Source organism: Paenarthrobacter sp. 10L420, from assembly GCF_056395385.1.
This window is the reverse complement of record NZ_JBFTJK010000007.1, coordinates 1-17816: the sequence shown is the minus strand read 5'-3', so window position 1 is coordinate 17816 and position 17816 is coordinate 1. Positions and strand designations below refer to the sequence as shown.

The following is a 17816-nucleotide window of genomic DNA, read 5'->3' as shown; positions in this document are numbered from 1 at the left end:
GATCAATTTCAAATGCGATCGCCGTCTGCAGAGTCACTATGTACAACTGCCAACGACACCGTAATGTTCCCGGATTCCGGGCTCATTGCGGGCATTCAAACGCGGACCCAACCGGGTCTCGGCATCCATTGTCTCACGGTTTTATGAATCCCACGCTTGATGAAGCGTAATGGCTACTGATGGCTACAGGAGGGATCCTTTGTAGGTTCCCCATGCGGACTCTGGACGGCTGGCCCAGCCGCAGATGCTTCCTTGCCCGAGTATCTCGTCCAGCAATTCGGCGAGCCTGTAGCCAGGGTTGGCTGCTTTGGCGCGCATAAGGCAGGCGTGTGCAGAGGACCCACTCCCCTTGCACCAGGCAATCCAGCCTTGCAAGGTCAAGGCAGCAGCAGCAACTTCCCCCACTTCTCCTTGGACGCACAAGTACGACAGGACACGCTGCAGGGCATCAAGCTGCCCCCAGTCAGGAATGGCCGGTTCAACACCCAGAAGGACGTCAGCATAGGCAAAGATGCTGAGCATCCCGTTTGCTTCGAAGGCCTTCCCAACCCCTTTGTCGGTATCAGCCGGGGGCAATGCCAGCTCGCCGGCGTCGAACGGAAGTGGCTCGGAGTCGTCGTCGCCACTGCGCAATCCGAACGCTGCTGCCCCTGCCTTCGCGGAACCGGTTCCAGCAGCTGCCATGATCATGACAGCGTCCCGCCATCCGGGGACACCAAGGGTCGACCTGAGAAAACCCGCGACTCGCGGGGTTAGCAAATCCACGGTTTCACTGCCGGGACGGATCCGGGCGTCGTCCAGCACTTGCCGCCACACCTCAAGTACGCCATCAAAGCACCTCCCACTGCGCCATGACGTTCGCATCCGCTTTGCAAAATCTGATTCGGCCTCGGCCACTGCGGGATCGAGGGCACCAGGACGTCCCGGAACGGGCGGAAGTTCCTTGCTCCTTGGGGAAGCTCCGATGGTACTGCCTCGATAGACCATTTCTGCGCTGAGCCTGCTGTTCCGGATTCGTTCTATCGGCAGCCCCGGCACCGGGCAGCACTCCTGGTCTGCGCAGAAGGCGCCACGCCAATACTCAGGACCAACCAACCAGGCGTCCCGGACAGGCAAATCAGCGTGGTCAAGTGTTTCTTGAAGTTCAGCCAGCAGTGGAAGTGTTCTGGTGACGACCATGCCATCGTCCCAACCGTCGTCGGTGTAGAGGGCAAGGACCACGCCGTCGGCAAGGGTGTCCGCCGTCAAGTAGTGACGCACATGCTCCGCAAAATCAGCAAGCGCGCGGCCCGAAGCCCGGGCAGGCAGGTCAACGCGGAGAGCGGCTCCGAGCAATCTCCCCTGCATCGTGATGGCCACAAGGCTGTCCTCGGGCCAGTAACCCAACAAATGCGGGATGTAACCCAGGATGTCTTCTGGTTGATGAATGCTCAGCGTCTCTTTGGTGGTCATGTTTCAAGCTTGGGCAACGCCAATGGTTGAAAACAGGGACCATCGCGCGTATGTGGATAAAGGTGGCTACCTTTGTGCACGTGCCGCTCGCCGGCGCTCGATCCTCTCGCGGTGCTGCCGGACCAAGGTAGCAGCCAGAGGAGGTACGTGGACACCCTGCTCGGCCATCTGCAACCGCACCTTCCGCCGGGTCAGCATAATAAGGACCGTCCCGATGCCCAGCAGGACGAACTGGACGCTGAGGGCTACACGGAACGGATCAAGGCCGTACAGGTCCCCGCCTGAGAATCCGCTCGCGTTCAGGACGTCCAGGACCAGGCCAATGAGGTAGATCGCTACCAAGGCAGCGATGAATCCGCCCACGTTGACGATCCCTGTGGCGGTACCAATACGCTGGGAAGGATTGAATGTCCGCGCGAAGTCGAAGCCAATCATGGAGCCCGGCCCGCCAACTGCCAACACCACCACCAGCAGCACGAGGAGCCAGAGTGGTGCCCGGTCAGGAAGGATGAGCACCGCCGCCCAAGCCAGCGCAGTGGACGCAGTGATGAGCAGGACCATGGCCGAGCGGCGCATTGGGTGTTTGGAGACGAACCGCCCAAATCCAGGCCCCGAGACGATGGCGGTTGCCACGAACAAGGCCATCAAAGCTGAGACCGTCCCGGCATCAAGTCCCTGCGCAGAGAGGAGGAACGGATAACCCCATGTCATCGCAAAGAGGTTGCCGCTGAACTGGACGGTGAAATGGCTCCACAAACCTAGCCGGGTGCCTGGCTGCTTCCAAGCGCGTGACAGGGAAACTCCGGTAGCGCGAAGGCCCTGCCCGGTTTCCCGGGGCGGATGCCCGGGAGGCTGGTCCCGCAACAGCACGAGGACCAGGACGACAGCCAGCACAGACATCGCCGCGAGTGACATGAACGCGGGCGTCCATCCGGCAGAGTGAAGAAGCAAGGCAAAAGGCACCACGCTGAAGAGCTGGCCCAACTGCCCGCACATCCCGGTCAGCTGCGTAACCACGGGCACCCTGACCGGGCTGAACCACAAGGGAACGAGCCGGATGACGGAGATGAATGTCATGGCGTCACCGGCTCCCACCAGGACGCGCCCCATAACCCCTCCAGGGATGCTATCCGCGAAGGCGAGCTGCAACTGCCCCAGTCCCATCAGGATGGCACCACCGGCAATCATGACCCGCGATCCGAATCTGTCCACCAGGACGCCCACCGGAATTTGTAAGCCGGCGTAGACAAGCAACTGCAATACAGTAAAAAAGGAGATCGCCGAAGCACTGGCATGGAAGCGTTCTGTTGCTTCCAAACCCGCGACACCAAATGAGGTTCGCTGTGCTACGGCCACCAGGTAAGCAAAGACGCCAATCGTCCAGATGAGCCAGGCGCGGGGAGCAGTCACTCCTCAATTATGCCCGCCACAGTTCAAAGCTGATTTATTGAGGCGAGTCTTTCCGCGCCAGGTACGCCTCCACAGCCGCTCCAATGTCCTCGGCGTTGGGCAGTTCGTCGTTCTCATCGGCGAGCAACGAACGCCGGACGATGCCCTCGGATTTCTCGTCATACCGTGCCTCCAGATTGGCGACGACGGCTTGCACTTCCTCCGAGGCTTCAATCTGTTCCGCAATCTGGCGGCCTACTTCCCGGCCGGCCTCCCGGAGCCGGTCAGTAGGAAGCATCAGGGACGTTGCCGCTCCGAGGTACTCCAACCCTGCCACCGCTGCTGGAGGATATTCGGCCTCAGCCAGATAGTGGGGCACGTGAATGACGTAGCCGGCCACATGGCGTTCGGCCTCGGTGAGCCGGAGTTCAAGGATGTGGCCAATGGCGGCGGGAACTTCGACCGTTGGCTTCCAACTCGAGATACCTTCGATAAGTTCGGGCCGGTTGCCGTGAACGGTAACTCCCACCGGCCGCGTATGCGGGACGGGCATGGGGATGGAGTGGATCCAAGTCACCAGGTTGACGTCGAGTTTCTCCACTATTCCTACGACGGCACGGGCGAATCGCTCCCACTGCAAGTCAGGTTCGAAGCCGGCGAGCAGCAGGAACGGCTGGCCCAGGCCGTCTGTGAGCTTGTAGAGCGCCAGTCTGGGTGCCTGATAGTCCTGCAAATGGTCTTCAACGAAGCTGATGTGGGGACGCCGCGAACGGTAGTCGATGAGTTGGTCGGCGTCGAACATGGCCACGACCTCAGCGTCGAGTTGGTCCAGGAGTTCCGCGTTGATCTGCCTGACCACATGACCGGCATCGGCAAAGCCCGTGAAACCCATGACCATATTCAGCCCCCGCAGTTCGGGGCTGTGGAAAATGTCGATGTTGCTCGCATAGAGCGCCTCGGGGTCCAGGAGGGAGCCGGATATCCGTTCAAACACGGCATGTTCCTTTCGCAGTGGCAAACTTCGGTGCCCCCATGCGCCACTGGTCATGGCGTCGCTGACTCCATGAATGTGGTGTGGGGACTCTGTGTCTCTCTGTACAACGCTGCACCTCCAGTAGGCATTCCTGCCCTTGGTGTGCCGCAGCTCTCATTTAATTGCTGTCAGCAGCCTGCGAGAGACTACGATCGAAACGGGCCGACGTCCTTTGCGACGCTGGACCTGAAGACCAAGGCCGCCGTCGCAACAGGACGTCGGGCGCGTACCGGGAGCTGGCCCGCCAAACATGCGGCCCCGCCAAGCAATGCAGAGAGAAGTGAGGAAACATCCTCGTGGTCAAGACTACTGACATCATCCTCGGCGTCATCGCCAAGGACCTGAAAAAGTCACCCAGCGACGCACTTGTGATCGGAGTTGCCCAGGGCTCGGACGGACCAGTGCTGCTGGAGAACCCTTTGAGTGCCAAGGCCGCCGAATCCCTTGAGGGATCGCTGAAGCTCCTTGGCGTCTCGGGTGCTCCCGACCAGGCGCACCGCCTTCCGGGTTTGCCGGAAACGGGCTCAGGGATCCTGGTCCTGGCAGGCGTGGGCAAGTTGTCCGAGGACAGCACCATCCCTGAAGAGGCACTGCGCCGGGCGGCCGGATCCGCGGTCAGGCAACTTGCCGGCGTCCCCTCCGTGACGTTGGCGTTCCCGACGGCGTCCGACACCGACGTCGCCGCAATCGCCGAAGGTGCCGCCATGGGCGCCTATTCCTACACCGAACACCGTTCCAGCCAGGACGGGCTCAAGGACCCGGTGGCCAAGGTTCTGATCTTCACCGGCGTTGATGCCAAAGCTGCCCAACCTGCCCTTGACCGGGCAACAGTGCTGGGCAGGGCCGTCAACGCAACGCGTACGCTCGTGAACCAGCCGCCCAGCCACTTGTACCCCGAGTCATTCGCCGAATCTGCCAAGGAACTGGCAAAGGGTCTTCCCGTGAAGGTGACGGTCTGGGACGAAAAGCGCTTGGAAAAGGAAGGCTTTGGCGGCATCCTCGGCGTTGGCAAGGGTTCAACCCGGCAGCCACGCTTGGTCAAGGTCGAGTACGCTCCGGCAAAGGCCACCCGGAAGATCGCCCTCGTGGGCAAGGGCATCACCTTCGACACCGGCGGTATCTCCATTAAGCCAGCCCTCGGCATGGGTGACATGAAGAGCGATATGGCCGGCGCCGCCGTCGTTCTTAATACGGTCCTCGCCATCGCCTCGCTCGGCCTGCCCATCAAGGCGACCGCGTGGCTGTGCATTGCTGAGAACATGCCTTCCGGCGCTGCCCAGCGTCCGGCGGACGTCCTGACTGTCTATGGTGGAAAGACAGTCGAAGTCTTGAACACCGACGCCGAGGGCCGCCTTGTCATGGCCGACGGATTGGTGGCCGCGAGCCTGGAAAAGCCGGACGCAATCATCGACGTCGCGACACTCACTGGCGCCCAGCTGATTGCGCTCGGATTGCGCACGGCAGGAGTGATGGGTTCCGATTCGGTCACGGCCGCATTGAAGTCCGCCGCTGACAGGGCAGGCGAGCTTGTCTGGCCGATGCCGCTGCCCGAGGAACTGCGCCCCAGCCTTGACTCCCAGGTTGCGGACCTTGCCAACATCGGCGAGCGTAACGGCGGAATGATGACAGCAGCCGTCTTCCTGCGTGAATTCGTGGGCAAGAACGGGGACGGTCAGCAGATTCCCTGGGCACACGTCGATATTGCCGGGCCATCGTTCAACAACGGCAGCCCCTACGGTTACACCCCCAAGCAAGGAACGGGATGCACGGTCCGTACCTTGGTGGCCTACGCCGAGGATCTGTTGGCGCCCTCCGCGTAAGCAACCCACTCCACTGCGTTAAACCGGGCAGTGCGGGTAGGGCGGATGGGTCCGTACCGCCCGCACAACCCCGGAATTATGCGGTGTGTAGCGCTGTGTCACAAGAGAACGTGAGTCTGGACACAAGCGCTCCACAAACGCCCGTGGAGGGTGGAGCATGGGTAGGTGGTTCGCTAAGGTGAACTCGATAGTCACAAATGCAAGAGAACTTAGGTGCTGGCATAATCACGGCAGAACAAGTTCCAAGACCAGATGACGCGTTGTCCCGTGTCATCATTCACGCGAGGGAGCGTTTTAGTGGCCGATCAGGCAACTGCGCAAGAATTCGACATCCTGGTACTCGGTGGCGGCAGCGGCGGCTACGCCACAGCCCTGCGAGCCGTACAACTTGGGTTCACCGTTGGCCTTGTAGAGAAGGCAAAGCTCGGTGGAACCTGCCTGCACAACGGCTGTATCCCCACCAAGGCACTCCTGCACTCGGCTGAACTCGCCGACCACGCACGGGACTCCGCCAAGTACGGCGTGAACGTCACGTTCGATGGCATCGACATGTCGGCTGTGAACGCTTACAAGGACGGTATCGTCGCTGGGAAGTTCAAGGGCCTCCAGGGTCTCATCAAGTCCAAGGGCATCACCGTCATCGAGGGTGAAGGCAAGCTCCAGGGCAACAACACCATCGTCGTCAACGGCACGGCCTACACGGGCAAGAACATTGTCCTTGCAACCGGTTCGTACTCGCGCTCCCTTCCAGGCCTGGAAATCGGCGGCAGGGTGATCACCTCGGATGAAGCCCTCACCATGGACTACATCCCCAAGAGCGTCATCGTCCTGGGCGGCGGCGTGATCGGCGTCGAGTTCGCTTCCGTGTGGAAGTCCTTCGGCGTGGACGTCACCATCATCGAAGGCCTGCCCTCCCTGGTTCCCAACGAGGACGCATCGATCGTGAAGAACCTTGAGCGTGCCTTCAAGAAGCGCGGCATCAAGTTCAGCACCGGCGTCTTCTTCCAGGGCGTGGAGCAGAACAACGACGGCGTCAAGGTCACCTTGGTGGACGGCCAGACGTTCGAAGCGGAGCTCCTGCTCGTGGCTGTCGGCCGCGGCCCTGTCACTGCCAACCTGGGCTACGAAGAAGCCGGCATCACCCTTGACCGCGGCTTCGTCATCACCAATGAGCGCCTCCACACAGGCGTCGGCAACATCTACGCAGTGGGCGACATCGTCCCCGGCGTCCAGCTCGCGCACCGCGGCTACCAGCAGGGTATTTTCGTCGCCGAGGAAATCGCCGGCCTGAACCCCGCCATTGTCGAAGACGTCAATATCCCCAAGGTCACGTTCTGCGAGCCTGAGATCGCTACAGTCGGCTACACGGAAAAGGGCGCCAAGGAAAAGTTCGGCGACGACCAAGTCCAGACGCAGGAGTACAACCTGGCTGGCAACGGCAAGAGTTCCATCCTCGGTACCGGTGGCATCGTCAAGGTTGTCCGCCAGAAGGACGGCCCCGTTGTGGGCATTCACATGATCGGTTCACGCATGGGTGAGCAGATCGGTGAAGCGCAGCTCATCGTGAACTGGGAAGCCTACCCGGAAGACGTGGCCCAGCTGGTCCACGCCCACCCCACCCAGAACGAAACCCTGGGCGAAGCCCACCTCGCCCTCGCGGGCAAGCCGCTCCACGGCTAAGTCTTTACCCAAGACAAACGGACAGGGTGCATGCCGCGGAATCTGCCGCATGCACCTTGTCCGGACCAGCAGAATTCATCCGCACAAAAGATCAATAAGGAGAACGGGGACGACATGTCTGAATCCGTTAACTTGCCCGCCCTCGGTGAGAGTGTCACCGAAGGAACCGTCACACGCTGGCTCAAGCAGGTTGGTGACCGGGTAGAGATCGACGAGCCGCTGCTCGAGGTTTCCACCGACAAAGTAGACACCGAAATCCCTTCTCCGATCGCAGGCGTCATCGAAGAAATCCTCGTTGCTGAAGACGAGACAGCAGAGGTTGGCGCCCCCTTGGTACGCATTGGCGACGGCTCCGGCTCCGCCGCACCGGCTGCTGAGGAAGCACCCGCCGCTCAGGAAGCACCCGCTGCTGCCGAGCAGGCTGCTCCCGCCGAAGAGGCTCCCGCCGCCCCGGCTGCTGAGGAAACCCAGGCTGAAGCTCCCGCCGCCTCCGGTGGCGAAGGCCACGAAGTAACCCTGCCCGCCTTGGGCGAGAGCGTTACCGAAGGCACCGTCACCCGCTGGCTCAAGGCTATTGGCGACACCGTGGAGGTGGATGAGCCGCTTCTTGAGGTTTCCACTGACAAGGTCGATACCGAGATTCCTTCCCCGGTTGCAGGCACCTTGCAGGAAATTCGCGTCAACGAAGACGAAACCGCCGAAGTTGGATCGGTTCTGGCTGTTATCGGCTCCGGCGCGGCAGCCCCCGCTCCGGCTCCGGCGCCCGCCGCTCCTGCCGCTGAAGCTCCGGCCGCTCCGGCTCCCGCTGCTGCACCCGCACCCGCAGCCGCACCCGCAGCCGCACCGGCACCTGCTGCCGCCCCCGCACCCGCACCTGCTGCTGCGCCGGCTCCGGCTGCCGCGCCGGCAGAAGCCGGCTCGTCCTCCGAGTCTGGTTACGTCACTCCCCTGGTACGCAAGCTGGCAAACCAGCAGGGCGTGGACATCGCATCCGTGTCCGGCACCGGCGTCGGTGGCCGCATCCGCAAGCAGGATGTCCTTGCCGCTGCCGAAGCCAAGCAAGCCGCCGCAGCAGCGCCGGCCGCGGCTCCTGCTGCAGCTCCGGCCGCCAAGGCTGCGGCACCCGTTGTTGCTTCCTCCCTGCGAGGCACCACGGAGAAGGCTCCGCGTATCCGCCAGGTCATCGCCCGCCGTATGCGCGAGTCGCTGGAAATCTCCACCCAGCTCACCCAGGTGCACGAGGTCGACATGACCAAGATCGCCAAGCTCCGCCTCAAGGCCAAGAACTCGTTCCAGGCCCAGAACGGTGTGAAGCTGACGTTCCTGCCGTTCATCGCCAAGGCTGTGGCGGAAGCACTGAAGCAGCACCCCAAGCTGAACGCTGCCTACGACGAGTCCAAGCAGGAAATCACCTACCACAACGCCGAACACCTCGCCATTGCGGTAGATACCGACAAGGGGCTGCTGGTACCCGTCATCTCCGACGCCGGCAACCTCAACCTTGCAGGCCTCGCCGGTAAGATCGCCGACGTCGCAGGACGCACCCGCGATGGAAAGATCGGCCCGGATGAGCTGTCCGGCGGTACGTTCAGCATCACCAACATCGGTTCTGTTGGCGCCCTGTTCGACACCCCGATCATCAACCAGCCACAGGTAGGCATCCTGGGCACGGGCGCAATTGTCAAGCGCGCAGTGGTGGTGGCCGACGAAAACGGCGACGACTCGATTGCCATCCGCTCCATGATGTACCTGTCTCTGACGTACGACCACCGCCTGGTGGACGGCGCGGACGCTGGCCGCTTCCTCCAGACCCTCAAGGCCCGCCTTGAGGAAGGTGCTTTCGAAGCAGATCTTGGTCTCTAAGCCCAAGCGTTAGCAGACCCTCCTCACGGAGGGCGCTCAACTCAACCAGGCGGGGCAGGCTCCGGGGAAACCCGGTAGCCTGCCCCGTTTCGTTGTCCCACACCATTTGTCCGCGGCGCTGTTCGTCTACTAAGCGTGGCTTTGCTACAGGACGTAGAACCAACTGGATAAGCTGGGGCCATGAGTATTCTCTTCAACATCCTGCTGTTCTTGCACATCGTCGGCGCAGCCATGATTGTGGGCTACTGGATCGCCACCATCAAGACGCCCACCGTCCACCCCCGCCAGCGGGACGGCGCATTCCTGCAGTTGCTTACAGGCATTGCCATGATGGGCCTCCTGCCCCTCATGCCGGATGCCCATCCCAACTACTTCAAGCTCGGCATCAAATTCGCCATCGGCGTGGCCGTTGCTGTTCTAGCGGTGATCGGCTCCCGCAAGGTCAAGAAGGGCGAACCTGTTTCCACCGGCTTGGCTCACGGCGTTGGTGGATTGGCCCTGGTGAACATCGCCATTGCCACGCTCTGGAACTAAGCGCACGTCGCAGCAGCCGGTCCGCCTTCGCCAGGGGGGTCGGCTGCTTTGTCAACGCAGGTCCGGGGTCACAATCCACTGACAGCGGAATGACAGTGCAGAGCAGCCGGCAAATCCATAGGATTGACCCCGGTGGCATCCGGCGATGGCTGGTTGCCGACACACAAACGACCCCAAGGAGTGGACATGGCAGCAACACGCACCGCACACACGGTTTGGAACGGCAACCTGATTGAGGGTGCCGGCAACACGACGCTGGATAGCTCAGGCCTGGGCACGTTCGATGTCACCTGGAAGGCACGCACCGAGCAGTCCGGTGGCAAGACCAGCCCGGAGGAATTGATCGCTGCAGCGCACTCTGCATGCTTCTCCATGGCGTTCAGCAACTCCCTTGCGCAGGCAGGCTATACCGCTGAGGAAATCCAGACCAAGGCCGACGTCACCTTCGTCCCAGGCACCGGCATCACCAGCAGCCACCTGACGATGACCGCCAGCATCCCGGGCATCTCCGAAGAGGACTTCCGTCGCATCTCCGAAGAGGCAAAGACCGGCTGCCCCGTTTCCGGTGCGCTGGCCAGCATCGAAATCACCCTGGATGCCACCCTCGCGCAGTAATACCCTTCAAAGCGCAAAAGAGCCCCGCCACTCCCCTGAGGGGAGCGGCGGGGCTCTTCTGCGCTCACCTGCTGCTAGCCCTCTTGCGGGCGGGCGGGCAACGGCGCTGGCCGCACCTGGCGGTAGCCTTCACGCAACGGCGGGCGGTCAGTAGGTAGCTCCTGGATCATCTCCTTGAGGGCACCAATGCCATACTCGAGTTGCGGATCGCTGCCTGCTGCATAGGCGTGGGGCGGGAAGAGCACCTCGATGTCCGGCTCCACACCACGGTTTTCAACATCCCAGCCGATCCCACCGCCAAACCACGTGGCGTAGCGGGGCTGGGTTACCCCGGTACCGTCAGCCAGGGCAAAGCGGTTGTCAATGCCCACCACGCCGCCCCATGTCCGTACTCCAATGACAGGGCCAATGCCCCTCAGTTTGGACACTTGGGTGATGATGTCGCCATCTGATCCGGCAAATTCGTCTGCCAGGATAATCACTGGACCCCGGGGAGCATGGTGGGGATAAGTCCGTGGCTTCTCGCCACGCGGCATACTCCACCCAGTGACCTTCCGGCCAATGAGCTCGGCCACGAGCTGTGAGGTGTGTCCGCCACGGTTACGCCGCACGTCTACGATCAACCCGTCCAGGGCGGTTTCTGTATCGAGGTCACGATGCAACTGGGCCCAACCATTGGCCATCATGTCCGGGATGTGCAGGTAGCCGAATTTATCTCCGGATGCCTCACGGACCGTGCGCCGGTTGGCCCGGACCCAGTCCTGATAGCGCAACCGCTCCTCGTCACGGATGGGGACAACGGCAACCCGCCGCTGGACACCCGCAGCTCCACCATGTCCTTCCCCATTCAAGAGTGTCAATTCAACGGTTCTCCCCGCTGCACCCACCAATTGCATGGCGGGCGTCAGCGTGGCGGAAAGCTCGACGCCGTCAATCGCCAGGAGGACGTCGCCCACCTTGGCATCCGCGCCGGGACGCGTCAAGGGCGAGGTTGCGAGGGGATCGGAAGACTCTCCAGCCAGGATCCTGGTTATCTCCCAGCCTTTGCTGCCGAGCTGCAACTCCGCGCCAAGCCTGCCTTGACCATTACGGCCAGGTTCGGTCACAGCGGCCGGCCGCACATAGGCATGAGAGGTCCCCAGTTCACCATGGATCTCCCACAACAGGTCCACAAGGTCATCATGAGACCCCAGCCGTTCCACGATCGGACGGTAGCGTTTGTAGACGGAGTCCCAGTCCTGGCCAGCCATGTCCGGAGCCCAGAAGAAGTCCCTCTGCAAGCGCCATGCTTCATCGAAGGCCTGGCCCCAGGCAGCCACGGGGTCCAGGATCACGCGGATCCTGTTCAGGTCCACTTTGACCAGTTCCCCGGATTCCTCGTCCACCTTGCTGTCTGACGGAACTGACACGATCTGCTTATCAAGGACATAGACAACCGTCTTGCGATCGCCAGACAACCGGTAGCTGTCTACAGCAGCGACGAGGGTGGTTTCCTTGCGCTTGGCAAGGTCAAAGCGCACCAGGGAGGGGGCTGTCTTCTTATCCTGCAGAGTGCCCTTCCCTTCGCCGGTGACACCGGATAGCTCAGTATCAAGCCAGAGCAGTGCCCCGTCACCGGCGGCGAGTCCGGAGTAGTTTCCCTGTGGGACGGGAACCGTAATGACGCGGTGCGCCAGTCCTTCTGCATCCACGCGCACAACTGGCGTATCGCCGTCGTCGTGCTTTCCTGTTGTGGCCGGCGCGTCCTCGAGAGTGTCCACGGACGGCCCGAAAGGAGACGGCGTATCAGCGGCCAGGGCCAGCAGGTACGGCTTGATGGGGCTCGGGAAGGAAAGGTCGAAAGAATGGCCGTCATAGACGGGGTCGAAGCTCCGGTTGGACAGGAAGGCCAGGAATTTCCCGTCGGGGGTGAATCTGGGTGATTCATCGCAGAAGCGGCCGTCGGTGGCATCGATAATGTCGGCGTCGGATGCCGAAGGCCGTGCCAGCCGAAGTTTGCTGCGGGAACCGAAGGACGTCACGGGCTCAGACCAGGCGAGCCACTGCGAATCAGCCGACCACGACAACTGATCGACGCTGCCTTCGCCAATACTGACCAAACGAGTCAATGTCCCGGACGTGGTGTCGGCTACGAAAACGTCGCCAAGAGACGTGCCGATGGCGAGCCAACGGCCATCGGGGCTGGCCTCCAGTGCGCTCGTCCTTGTAGGTGCGGGGAAGTCCAGCCGGAGATCGTCCGCTTGATCATCTCCTGTGGATGCGACAGGTATCGCCGTTCCCCCCACTGTGTCTGGTGACGGTTCGGCTTGGGCGGCTTCGTCGGAGGGTGCGGCCGCTTGGACCGTATCCATGGACTGGTTGGCTGGCTGGTTTGCGGTGGAACCTTGTCTCAGGACGTTGGATGCCGAGACCGGCTTGGGGAGTCCATCGGCTTCACTGGAAGCAACAGCAGGTTCCGCCGCTTTCGGCACCTCAACAACTCCGGACAAGCGTGCGGCGATGCGCTTGACGTACAAAGCCTCCACTCCCCCGTGGTCAGCCACATAAGCGATACGACCATCCGTCAGCGGACGCGGGAGGCGGGCCCGGACACCCGGCGTCGCTTCGACTACTCGCGAGGGCCCGTCCTTATGGCGGAGCCAATGGATGGTGCCATGTGATTCAACGGCGCTGGCCGTTCCTGCAACGTTCGGAAATACGTCGCCCAGATGCGCAGATGCTTTCAGTGGAGCAGGACGCCGCGCCGGTGATGCAGAACCGAGCGTGATGTCCAGCTTCACGGCTTCAGCATCGGCATCGAGCGAGGGCAGGATCCAGAGTTCACCAGCAGATTCGAAGATGATCTGCTGGCCATCCGTGCTGGCATGCCGAACATAGAAATCTTCATGGTCCGTGTGCCGGCGGAGTCCTGACCCATCAGGAAGAACGGAGTAGAGGTTTCCGTAACCTTCGTGGTCAGAAAGGAAGGCGATGCGCCCCTGGATCCACAGCGGGTCAGTCAGGTTGCCCTCAATTTCGGGGATCAAGCGCTCGAACTCACCATTGCCGTCTGCGTCGATCCACAACTTGCCGGCAGTGCCGCCACGGTAGCGCTTCCACCAAGCCGGTTCGCGGGAAAGGACGCTCGCCAAGACCACTGGCTTCTCGTCACCGATTTCGGGTCCATACGCAACAGCCTCCACCGGTCCGAAAGGAAGTTCGACGGCGGCACCTCCGTCCAGGGGGAGGCTATAGGCATAGGTGTGGCGGCTCTCGGACTGCTGGAACGCGCTGGTCACCAGGACGTTTCCAGCGGGCGTGAAACCCTTGACCCGGGTTGTGGTGTGTCCAAAGTAGCTCAGCTGCTTGTACCCGCCGCCGTCGACGTCCGCGGTGACAACTTCCGGTGAGGTACCAACAACAGCAGTCCACACCAGCCGCTTGCCATCGGGAGTGAAGCGTGGGTTCCTGGCCGGCATTTGCTGGGAGGAAACACGCCAGGCCCGGCCACCGGAGACGGGGGCGATCCAGATGTCATCTTCGGCCACGAACGTGACCAATTCGCCATGGACATGCGGGAAACGGAGGTAGCTGGAGGAGGTCATTGTTCGATCATAGTCAAGAGGCGCGGTGTCAAGAGGGACCCGCCCCGCGCTTCGCACCTGTTTCTGCCTCATGCTGGGGTCGTGGTGAGATGGGTCATGCGAATCGTGATGTCCGGAGCCTCAGGAATGATTGGGACGGCATTGTCCGAGCAGTTAAAAAGTGCTGGTGACGAGGTCATCCGGCTGGTTCGTCGGCCTGCAAAGACTGACGACGAAAGGACATGGGATCCAGTTGCTGGAGTCCTGGACGAGGCAATCCTGGAAGGCACAGATGCGGTGGTCAACTTGTCCGGCGCCGGCATCGGCGACCGGCCTTGGACCAAGCACAGAATCAGTGTCATTCGTGACTCACGCCTTCAGCCAACCCGGACACTCACTGCGGCCATGCGTCGCTTGGGCCAGCCGGCATTGTCTTTCGTCAGCCAGTCAGCGTCCGGCTACTACGGCGCCTCCCGGGACGGCGTGCTCCGCGAGGACTCCGGTCCAGGCGCGGGAGTGCTGGGACCGCTCTGCGTTGAATGGGAGCAGACTGCCAGAACCGCTCCAGCCAGCGTGAGGGTAGTGACACCAAGGACCGGAGTGGTGCTCAGCACTTCCGGTGGCGCATTGGGCCCAATGCTTCCACTGCTCAGGCTTGGGCTTGGCGGACCCTTCGGAAACGGGCGACAATACTGGCCGTGGATCACCCTTGCCGACGAAGCCGCTGCACTCGCGTTCCTCCTCAAGTCCGATCTGGAAGGTGCGGTCAATGTGTGCGCCCCGGAAAGCGCGGACGTTAACGCCATTGTGAGGCGGCTGGCGAAAGCGTTCCATCGTCCTGCCTTCTTACGCGTCCCACCACCCGCCCTCCGGCTTGTCCTTGGCAAGCTTGCTGACGAGCTCGTCCTGGCAAACCAAAGGATGGAACCAGCCAAGCTTGCCGCCGCCGGTTTTCAGTGGCAACACCCGGGGCTCGATGAAGCCATGGAGTGGCTGACGAGCAAGCATTCCCGCTGAATCGAACCGCATCCCAGACCCACTCACGCCAAGAACGTCCCATGGCAGTACGGCTAACCGGGACCTAGAATCTCCGAGATGGTCCACTGTCCTGCCAATCTGACAAGGACGAGGCGCAGCTGCTGGCGCTCCCCGGCGGGCTGGGACCTCACCAAGCGATCCGATGCGTCGCGCTCCTCGTAACCGGAGGTTGTTGCCGTCAGGGCAACGACGGCGCGATCAACCTCATGTGGGCTCAACACCGAAACGCTGTCCAAGGTGGTGGTGAGCCCGGCAAAGCGGATACCGTCAGCTCTTAATTGCTGCTTCAACGTCTCATCTGCCGCATGGGCAGCTGAGCCTGCCGCGTTGACGGTTGCCAGCAATTCAAGACGATCCAGTCCCAGCGCCATGTCGCGCACCGCCGATAACGCGGGCATGGCGATTGCCGGATCCTCAGAGTGCAGCGCGTCCAAGAGTGCGTCCGGAATGGGCTGGGCGGCTTGAGTGGCTTGGGCCGGTTCAGTGGCTTGGGCAGCTTCCGTGACTACGGTCGTCGTCCCCGGATCTACTACGGACGTCAAACCAGACGCGGGTTCCTGGATTCCCAGCCAGATAGCAAACCCAACCGCCCCAACCGACACTCCCGCAGGCACCAGGAACCCCACTCGGATGCTGGAACGTGGCCCACCCTGCGGTTTAGTTCTCCGCTGAGGTTGCCTTGTTCGGGTTCGGCGTTCGGGACGCGGAGTCCTTGCTGTCCGCAAGGGCGGAAGCCGCAACACAGCCCCGGCCAGTGGACTCCTGCTCAGCGGACTCCTGCGCTGGGGTCGTCCCCCAGCCTGCCGGCGCGTCAGCAACTCCGGAATCACGGAAGAATGGACGGACCCAGCCAGATCCACGGGCTCCGCGGCCGCGCTGCGATAAATCGCTGTTCCCAACTCCCGGGCCGTGGGACGCGCCCGCGGATCGGGATCCAGTCCCGCCTCAAGGGCAGCGGCGAGCCCTTTGGGGACATCGGGAACCAAGAGAGGCAGCGGTGGGCGGTGCTTGGCGATTTCCGGCGCCATGCCTGTCAAGCAATACCAGCCAAGCGCGGCCAGCGAATAGACATCCCGTTCCGGCTGCAAAGCGCCTCCGGCTCCATCACCCCGCGCACCCCGCGCGGCTATAGAAGGATCAACGAAGCCGTCCGTGCCGACGTCGAGGCTTTGATTCTCCTCACCCACAACACCCGCCACGCCAAGGTCTGTCACCAGGGGCTTCCCCTGTGCCGTAAACAGGACGTTGCCTGGGGAAATATCCCCATGGGCCGTTCCCTGGGCATGCAGGTAAGCCAAGACCTGGGCAACAGGGGTCAGAATCGTCACCGCTTCACCGATTCCAAGCTTGCGTCGGCCACCCACCAGATTCGCAAGGGAACCTCCTGCGGCAAAGTCCATGACGAGCCCGACACTGCCCGTCCCCACTCCCGGCAGGTCCATCACATCGTGGAGTCGGATAAGGTGCTCGTGCTCGAGCCGGGACAGGATCCGCCCCTCACGCAAGGCATGTTGGGACTCTGGTCCGGCCGACCCACGGGAATCCTTGCCGGGCCCTCCCATGATGCACTTGATGGCGAAGCGGGCACCGTCCTTGTCCCTGCTGGCAAGCCAGACTGTCGACGAGCCACCGCTACCCAGTAGGCGTAATGGCGTGTATCCCGGAATGTGCGGGACCGAGGGGGCAGGATCGTCAGTAGTTTCCATATCCAAGGTCTACCGGATGATCGGATTTCCCGCAGAAGTTATCCACAGGCAGCACCAGCTTGCGGGGTACGAAAGCCACGCTGACGGATGCGACTGAGAGGTTCACCACAAAATCATGGTGAGTGACCTGCTGGGTCTAAGCTTGAACCCATGACTCTTGAGTTTTCACAACTGGGTCTTGCCCCGGATTTCGTTGACTACGTGCAGGGCTGGGACCTACAGCGCGAGATCCACAACAAAGTTGTTGCCGGCGAGAAAAACAGCACCGTCCTGCTCCTTGAGCACTCCGCCGTCTACACGGCTGGCAAGCTCACCGAAGACCACGAACGTCCCTTTGACGGCACCCCCGTTGTCCCCGTGGATCGTGGTGGCAAGTTAACGTGGCACGGTCCGGGACAACTCATTGCCTATCCGATCCTCAAGCTCAAGAACCGCGCGGGAATCCGGGACTATGTGGAGCGCCTCGAAGCCATCATGATCGCCGTCATGACGGACTACGGAATCCCGGCAGTCACGGTGAAGGGACGCGCAGGCGTATGGATCCTCGCCGATGACAAGGGACCGGACCGCAAGATTGCCGCGATCGGCATCCGCGTCCTTGAGGGCGTCACCATGCATGGTGTTGCCATCAACTGCAGTAACGACCTCGCGCCGTATGCGCAGATCATCGCGTGCGGAATCACCGACGCCAGCGTCACCACCATGTCGCTGGAGACCGGCCGGACCATCAACCCGGCCGACATCGTTGACCGCTTCGTGGAAGAGTTCCGCAAGCATGAAGAAGCACTCGTTTCCACCCCAGAAGGAGCACTCCAGTGACCCTGGCACCTGAAGGCCGTAAGTTGCTGCGCGTTGAGCAGCGTAACTCGGCTGTCCCGGTTGAACGCAAGCCCGAGTGGATCAAGGCCAAGGTCCAGATGGGCCCGGAGTTCGTCGGGTTGAAGAACCTGGTGAAGAAGGAAGGCCTGCACACGGTCTGTGAAGAGGCCGGCTGCCCGAACATTTTCGAGTGCTGGGAAGACAAGGAAGCGACGTTCCTGATCGGCGGGTCCGAATGCACCCGGCGCTGTGATTTCTGCCAGATCGATACCGGCAAACCCTCCCCGGTGGACATGTTCGAACC

The 17816-nt window shown here is 62.1% G+C and carries 12 protein-coding genes and 1 pseudogene; 8 read left to right on the top strand and 5 right to left on the bottom strand.

Annotated features, from left to right (window positions below):
• Positions 1–183 precede the first annotated feature (183 nt).
• The 3 genes from AC1DD5_RS12360 to AC1DD5_RS12350 all read right to left on the bottom strand — a co-directional run bounded on the left by AC1DD5_RS12360 (position 184) and on the right by AC1DD5_RS12350 (position 3835).
• Complete coding sequence (locus tag AC1DD5_RS12360; RefSeq protein ID WP_477521604.1) at positions 184–1452, bottom strand: DUF4192 domain-containing protein; 1269 nt, start codon at positions 1450–1452, stop codon at positions 184–186.
• A gap of 66 nt (positions 1453–1518) precedes the next feature.
• Positions 1519–2862 (bottom strand): MFS transporter, encoded by a 1344-nt coding sequence (locus tag AC1DD5_RS12355; protein WP_442006484.1) that lies wholly within the window; start codon positions 2860–2862, stop codon positions 1519–1521.
• 34 nt (positions 2863–2896) lie between these two features.
• On the bottom strand, positions 2897–3835 hold the full coding sequence (locus AC1DD5_RS12350; RefSeq protein WP_477521603.1) for a proteasome assembly chaperone family protein: 939 nt from the start codon (positions 3833–3835) through the stop codon (positions 2897–2899).
• Positions 3836–4170: 335 nt separating this feature from the next.
• On the opposite strand from AC1DD5_RS12350, the gene AC1DD5_RS12345 reads away from it, so the two are divergent.
• The 5 genes from AC1DD5_RS12345 (at position 4171) to AC1DD5_RS12325 (ending at position 10386) form a co-directional block, all read left to right on the top strand.
• A complete protein-coding gene (locus tag AC1DD5_RS12345) occupies positions 4171–5694 on the top strand; it encodes a leucyl aminopeptidase (RefSeq protein WP_477521602.1) in 1524 nt (507 codons plus the stop codon).
• A 297-nt stretch (positions 5695–5991) separates the two neighbouring features.
• Entirely contained in the window at positions 5992–7374 is a 1383-nt protein-coding gene (gene lpdA, locus AC1DD5_RS12340; RefSeq protein WP_442017552.1) for a dihydrolipoyl dehydrogenase, read from the top strand.
• Between the two features lie 114 nt (positions 7375–7488).
• Positions 7489–9237 (top strand): 2-oxoglutarate dehydrogenase, E2 component, dihydrolipoamide succinyltransferase, encoded by a 1749-nt coding sequence (gene sucB / locus AC1DD5_RS12335; protein ID WP_477521601.1) that lies wholly within the window; start codon positions 7489–7491, stop codon positions 9235–9237.
• A gap of 180 nt (positions 9238–9417) precedes the next feature.
• Complete coding sequence (locus AC1DD5_RS12330) at positions 9418–9771, top strand: hypothetical protein (RefSeq protein WP_442006479.1); 354 nt, start codon at positions 9418–9420, stop codon at positions 9769–9771.
• Between the two features lie 186 nt (positions 9772–9957).
• Positions 9958–10386, top strand: coding sequence for an OsmC family protein (locus AC1DD5_RS12325; protein ID WP_477521600.1), 429 nt, complete (start codon positions 9958–9960; stop codon positions 10384–10386).
• A gap of 74 nt (positions 10387–10460) precedes the next feature.
• On the opposite strand, the gene AC1DD5_RS12320 is transcribed toward AC1DD5_RS12325, so the two are convergent.
• Positions 10461–13970: a S41 family peptidase gene (locus AC1DD5_RS12320; protein ID WP_477521599.1), complete on the bottom strand. Its 3510-nt coding sequence runs from the start codon at positions 13968–13970 to the stop codon at positions 10461–10463.
• Positions 13971–14066: 96 nt separating this feature from the next.
• On the opposite strand from AC1DD5_RS12320, the gene AC1DD5_RS12315 reads away from it, so the two are divergent.
• Positions 14067–14966, top strand: a complete 900-nt coding sequence (locus AC1DD5_RS12315; protein ID WP_477521725.1) for a TIGR01777 family oxidoreductase — start codon at positions 14067–14069, stop codon at positions 14964–14966.
• 53 nt (positions 14967–15019) lie between these two features.
• Here the strand turns inward: AC1DD5_RS12315 and AC1DD5_RS12310 are convergent, their stop codons facing one another.
• Positions 15020–16693: a serine/threonine protein kinase gene (locus AC1DD5_RS12310; RefSeq protein WP_477521598.1), complete on the bottom strand. Its 1674-nt coding sequence runs from the start codon at positions 16691–16693 to the stop codon at positions 15020–15022.
• Positions 16694–16843: 150 nt separating this feature from the next.
• On the opposite strand from AC1DD5_RS12310, the gene lipB reads away from it, so the two are divergent.
• Positions 16844–17512, top strand: coding sequence for a lipoyl(octanoyl) transferase LipB (gene lipB, locus AC1DD5_RS12305; protein ID WP_442006475.1), 669 nt, complete (start codon positions 16844–16846; stop codon positions 17510–17512).
• Positions 17509–17816, top strand: a pseudogene (locus tag AC1DD5_RS12300) (lipoyl synthase); the annotation flags it as partial. The gene lipB and the pseudogene AC1DD5_RS12300, both read left to right, overlap by 4 nt.